The 4,311-nt window shown below is 56.0% G+C and carries 2 protein-coding genes and 1 pseudogene; all 3 read right to left on the minus strand.

The window, feature by feature from the left end:
• Nucleotides 1–185: 185 nt before the first annotated feature.
• Nucleotides 186–1,658, minus strand: a complete 1,473-nt coding sequence (locus tag BIS10_RS17665; RefSeq protein ID WP_253507288.1) for an NCS1 family nucleobase:cation symporter-1 — start codon at nucleotides 1,656–1,658, stop codon at nucleotides 186–188.
• Between the two features lie 65 nt (nucleotides 1,659–1,723).
• A pseudogene (locus BIS10_RS17670) lies at nucleotides 1,724–3,094 on the minus strand (NCS1 family transporter).
• Between the two features lie 133 nt (nucleotides 3,095–3,227).
• Nucleotides 3,228–3,986, minus strand: a complete 759-nt coding sequence (locus BIS10_RS17675) for an aspartate/glutamate racemase family protein (RefSeq protein WP_392567199.1) — start codon at nucleotides 3,984–3,986, stop codon at nucleotides 3,228–3,230.
• Nucleotides 3,987–4,311: the final 325 nt, after the last annotated feature.

Here is a 4,311-nt window from a genome sequence, read left to right on the forward strand (position 1 = left end):
GGGGGAAGGGTCTTTGAGCATATCGGCCACCACTAAAAACGATACGCTTATCAAAGCAAAACCCTGGCCGAAGGGCCAGGGCTTTGTCAGCAGTCTGAAGCGCCACCGGAGCTCATCCGGTGGCGCTTTTAGTGGTTATCTATGTGGTGCAGTGAGTTATCTCTGCTGAGTCATCACTACATAGCTTAGCCCGCTTTCTGCTCAGGCATCACAGGCGCTGCCTTAAACCGCTTCATCAACCCGTAATAGAACACCCCACCCAAGCCCGCGCCGATCAGCCAGCCATAGCCGCCTAAGCTGGCTAAAGCCGGTACCAATACGGTAGAGAGCGAGAACATTGCCGCCACGCCAAAGGCGATAAGAGCGCGAGTGTTCCAGCCGTTGACGTAGTAGTAAGCGCTGCCGGGGGCTGAGGAGAATAGCTCCTGCATATTGAGGTGCTGGCGTTTGATCAGGTAGTAGTCCACCACGATGATGCCGTAGAACGGCGCGACGATAGCGCCCAGCGCATTTACAAAGCCCGGCACGCCAATTTGGCTGATCACTGAGATCCATAGCGCACCCACGAAAAAGGCAATCACGGCGGTAATCAAGCCGCCCATCTTGAAGCTGATTTTACTTGGGAACAGGTTAGCTAAGTCGTAGGCGGGGGGAATGAAGTTAGCGACGAGGTTAATACCCACCGTAGCGGCAAAGAAGGTGAGGGCAGCCACGATGGTCAGTGGCAGCGAATCGACGCGTTCCACAATATCCGCCGGGTTGGTTAGCGCTTCGCCAAACAGTACCAGCGTGCCTGCGGTAATAATCAGCGCAATAAACGAGAAGAACGCCACGTTCAAGGGCAGGCCCAGCAGGTTGCCCAGCTTCATCTGGCGCTCGGTTTTTACAAACCGGGTAAAGTCGCCGAAGTTGATCACCACTGCGGCGAAGTAGGCGACCATCGTACCCACAATGGCGAGAAACGCACCCAGGCCACCCTGCTCACCGTTGCCGCTGAAGATGGTGCCAATGGCGGGGAGCAGCTCGCTACCGGCTTGTACCCATACCACGATCATCAACACCACCATTACCACATAGACCAGTGGGCCTGCCCAGTTCAGGAAGTGTTTGATGCGCTCAATGCCCTGCCAAAAAATCGCGATCTGAAACAGCCACACGATGACGAACGAGAGCCACGCCACCCCGGAAAGGCCGAGGAACGTACCCCCGTTGCCCACGCCAAACAGCGCGGTGATCAGCAGGGCCACGGCGGTGGAGGCGAAGTAGGTCTGCACGCCGTACCAGAAAATACCCACGATAGCGCGCAGCATGGCGGGCAGGTTGGCACCACGCACGCCCATGCTGGCGCGCACCATGACCGGGAAGGGAATGCCGTATTTCACGCTGGGTTTGCCGGTCAGGTTGACCAGAAACATGACGATAATCCCGGCCAGAATAATCGCGGCCATTACGGCCCAGCCGTTTAGGCCATAAGAGAGGAACAGCGACGCCGCCAGGGTGTAGCCAAACAGGCTTTGAATATCGTTGGACCAGACGTTAAAAATCTCAAAGGCGCCCCAGGTGCGGTGCTCTGGCTTTAGCGGGGCGAGGTCTTCGTTATAGAGCGTTGGATCAATCTGCTGGATGTTTAGGTCGCTTTGGCTGGGTTGTTCATTCATTGCAAGGCTCTTTATCCGGAAATGGTCGCCTGCCACGCGAGGGTGGCAGGCGTTGGCAAGGCGAGTTACTGAGTGAATCGCTGGCAGGCGGGCCAGTGTTTCATCAGCAGGTAGTAGGTCAGTCCGGCAGGAATGAGGCTGGCATACCAAGAGACCGCCGAGAAAGAGAGCGCTGCGACAATACCTACCGCTGTCGCTATCAGCGCCGCTTGGTTAATGCCTTGATAGGGGCCGTTTTCATCGTAGAGCTTGCCGATATCCAGCGTGCGGCGGCGAATCACGTAGTAGTCCACCACCAGAATGGCGAAGATGGGGCCAAGGAAGGCAGAGTAGGTTTGTACAAAGAGCTGCAGGCCTGCGGCCGATTCCGGCTGCACCAGTTTCCAGGGGAAGGTGGCGAAGGCGAGCAGACCCACAATGACGGTGGCGACGGGGAATTTGAGCTTGAACACGTCCATCAGCACGTAGGTAGGTGGCACCACGTTATTCAGCACGTTGGTGGTCACCTGGGCGAAGGCGATAAACAGCAGGGTGATCATCAGCAGTGGCGTGTTATCCACCGCGTTGGCGAACACTTGGATGGGGTCGGCGGTGCCGGTGGCTTGCGACACCATGTAGCCAATTAGGCCCATAAACAGCGTGCAGGGCAGAATCGACATCGCGTAAATGGTGGTTAATAGCCCTTGGCCGGTGCCTTTTTTATGCTCCCGGGAGTAATCGCTCACATTCAGCATCATGGTGCTGTAGATGCCCAAAAACAGCATGGTGGCGCTCCAGAAGGGCATCCCCCAAGAGCCTTCCATGGTCAGCAGACTGGTGGAAAGCTCGTCACCGTAGCGCTGCACCGTGGCGTAGAACATGTACATCAGCGAGCAGAGAATAAAGGCGCTGCCGATATTTTCCAGCCACTTAATGCCCTGAAAGCCGAGTACCGAAAGGCCAATCTGCAAAAACTGGAAGGTAATAAAGTAGAAGATCAGGTTATCGAAGCCGAACAGCGTCGCCGACACCATGTTGAGGGCACCTGCGCCAATCTAGCTTTGAAAACCGTACCAGACGATGGCAGGAACGGCGCGCACCAAACCGGGAATACGCGTGCCGGTAAAACCGAATGCACTGCGTGCCTGCACCATAAATGGGATGCCGTATTTGTAGCCAGCAGCCCCATTAATGGCGAGCGCCACGCCAATCACAAAGCAGCCAATGGCGATGGCCAGGGTGGCTTGCAGCAGGTTGAGTGTGCCCACCACGCTTGAGCCCATGGCGAAGGTGCCGATAGAGACACACCCTCCGAACCAGGCTAAAAAGTAGGAGGTGCGCCCCATAATGCGGGTGCTTTGTGGAGCTAAGCTTTCGGCCCCAACGGCTTTGGCGGTGGCGGGGCTAGCCGCTCCCGGTACTGCATCTGAGGTAAGAGCAGAGGTTGAAGTGCTCATGTTACCGTCCTCGCAAGATTATCGATGTTATTGGTAACCTGGGCAGTTATCTGCCCAGGAGACGCTTGCGGCATGGCGTGCTAATGGCGGTATTCGTTATGTTGTTATCGTTTTTATGCTGCTTTTACGTGTTTCAGCTGCGTATGGGGGGCAGCGTCAGATTTGAAAAATCAGCAAACTTGCCAGTAAAGGCTTTTGGGCGCGGGTAATCTAAATCGCCGTATTTACTGGTATGTAAGCCCAGTCCCACGAGGGATTCGGCAAGCTTCAGCGCCGCACTTACCCCTTCCACCATGGGCAGGCCAACTTCGCGGCTAATGGCGTGGGTTAGGTTCGCCATACCGCCACAGCCCAGCACAATCGCGCCGATGCCATCCTCATCGCGGGCGCGGCAGCACTCTTGCACGATTCGGCTAAAGGCGGCGTCAGGGTGATCTTCTAAATCCAGCACCGGAATTTCCGCAGCGCGAATGCGGCGGCAGTGGTGGCTTAAGCCGTACTGCTCAAGAAGGTGCTCGGCAATAATGCCGGTACGGCCTAGCGTGGTCACAATCGAGAAGCGCGTGCTAATCAGGGTCGCCATGTGAAAGGCGGCTTCGGCAATGCCAATCACTGGGGCGCGGGTCAGCTCGCGGGCAGCCAGTAAGCCGGGGTCACCAAAGCAGGCCACTACGTAGGCATCAATATTGCCCTCGCGCTCGCCTTTCAGCACCTCTTCGGCCACGCCCACCGCGCTGACCGCTTCATCAAAGTGACTCTCGATAGAGACAGGGCCTGCGTCAGGCTGGGTGGCGCTGATGGTGGTCGATGGGGCGGCCAGTTGCTCGGCAGCGAGACGAATGGTGGCCGTCATGGCTGCCGTGGTGTTGGGGTTAATCAGTCGTATATGCACGTTGAGGCGCTCGCATGTAAACAATATTTTCTATCTTGTATACGAAAATAGGGCGCTTTTTTGATATGCGCAAGCCTTTTAACGCCTTGTTCAACTACGCAGAGAGTTGACCAATTGTTCAGGTTTCAATGGGTTAGCGCGAAAGTTATCTTAAAAGCGTCGATATCTCAGCTAATTAGCCCTGAGTTGAATTGCGATGGCCGTTCAAAATGGCTATTTTGTATACAAACCTGAATCCGTGAGACCGGCCCCCGGAAGCACTTCTAACCCACTGACCTGCATGGCAATATAGCCATTATCGCCATTCACCCAGACAGTGCCATGC

Source organism: Halomonas sp. 707B3 (assembly GCF_024158645.1).
In the GTDB taxonomy this organism is placed as follows: domain Bacteria; phylum Pseudomonadota; class Gammaproteobacteria; order Pseudomonadales; family Halomonadaceae; genus Vreelandella; species Vreelandella lionensis.

What these genes read in the sequence shown, in the direction of transcription:
- BIS10_RS17665 (WP_253507288.1), bottom strand. Translation starts at nt 1,658, where the DNA reads ATGAATGAACAACCCAGCCAAAGCGACCTAAACATCCAGCAGATTGAT.